Origin of the sequence: Arthrobacter sp. CAN_A2, from assembly GCF_015752045.1 — a bacterium.
Taxonomy (GTDB): domain Bacteria; phylum Actinomycetota; class Actinomycetes; order Actinomycetales; family Micrococcaceae; genus Arthrobacter_D.
The window spans coordinates 1-1,320 of record NZ_JADOUS010000067.1; the positions used below are offsets into that span (position 1 = coordinate 1).

The following is a 1,320-nucleotide window of genomic DNA, read 5'->3' on the forward strand; positions in this document are numbered from 1 at the left end:
TGCCGAAGCTCCTCGGGATACTTCCGTGGTGCTGCCATAATTCTCAACCTCTTCCAAGGGGATCAAGAACCTCCATTAAACCCGGGGCGGAACACCTGCCCGTGATAGGCCGCCACAGCCAGGGCGAACCACCGCTCGAGTTCCGGCAGTGTCAGCGTCGCCCGCTTTTCGGAATCATAGGAACCACGCTCACGCGGATTCGAGAAGGTCGTCCCCGGAAGATCGTGAACTGACTGCATTAACGTGCCGATCACTCGCTCGACGATGCCGCCGTAGTGCGGCTGACCCGGCGGCCGGTAGCGGAGCTTCACCCCATGCTGCTCACACCCCCGCTTCAACGCCTCACTCTTGAACTCGGACGCGTTATCCAGATACAGCTCGACCGGCTTCCCGGTCATCGGCCACACCACTGACGCACCCACGCGTTCCAGCCACGCCCGCTTATCAGTGACCATGTGCGCCAGACACAATCCGACCGATAGCGCGGACGGTGCCTCGAGGGTCACCACCAGGCCCACGATGCAGCGGCTGAACACGTCGATCGCGACCGTCACAAACGGGCGCCCGATCGGAAGTCGGTGACGCTCATCGACCACGATGACATCCACAACGGTGTGATCAATCTGCACCTGATCCAACGGACGTCGCACCGGCGGAACCGGGCCCGCTGCCGATAGACGCTGCCGCCCCGCATCAGGGCCATGCCTCCGCGTCACCTGCTCGACCGGATCCAACCGCGCGATCCGGCGTTCGACCGTCATCCGCGATGGCGCCGGCAACCCCTGAGCACGACACGCCGCGGCGATGTCCCTGTGTACGGCTGCGATCGTTCTCCTCTGCCTGGTCAGGAACCCCTTCCGGATCGACGCAACGACAAGCGCTTCGACAGCCTCCGGGAGATGAGTACGTCCGCGGCCGCCGCTTGACCGTCCCGGCAGCAGATCCGAGACAAGACCCCCGCCCTCACGCCACCGAGCCAGGAGCACATACACCTGCCGACGCGAGACACCCAGCTCCGCGGCCGCTTCATCTGCTTGATCACGACCAAGCCGGGGAAGATCTGCAAGCGGGCCGATGACGGCAGCCGCCCGGACGGCGTGTTGCCACGCCTCAGCACTCACGGTCAGGAGACCGCGATTATCGACCGAACCTTGGATCTCATCCATCACCGACCCCATCGTCGTAAGAACAACGACGGTAATGCAGACGCCGTCGGGCAGCTATACCGGCTCATCGTAATTGAGAGTGGAAGCACGGTCTGAAGCCGCCTGATTCGAGTAGCGATCGGGCGATGTAGTGGGTGAGGTTCCGAAAGCCGAG

Annotated in this window: 1 protein-coding gene; it reads right to left on the reverse strand. The window is 63.5% G+C overall.

Annotation, left to right across the window (positions count from 1 at the left end; translation table 11 throughout):
* Positions 1-62: 62 nt before the first annotated feature.
* On the reverse strand, positions 63-1,178 hold the full coding sequence (locus IWX63_RS16605) for a helix-turn-helix domain-containing protein (protein ID WP_442859145.1): 1,116 nt from the start codon (positions 1,176-1,178) through the stop codon (positions 63-65).
* Positions 1,179-1,320 lie beyond the last annotated feature (142 nt).

Bases quoted from the DNA above. Each gene is read 5' to 3' on its own strand.
- IWX63_RS16605 (WP_442859145.1), bottom strand. From the start codon at position 1,178: ATGGGGTCGGTGATGGATGAGATCCAAGGTTCGGTCGATAATCGCGGT.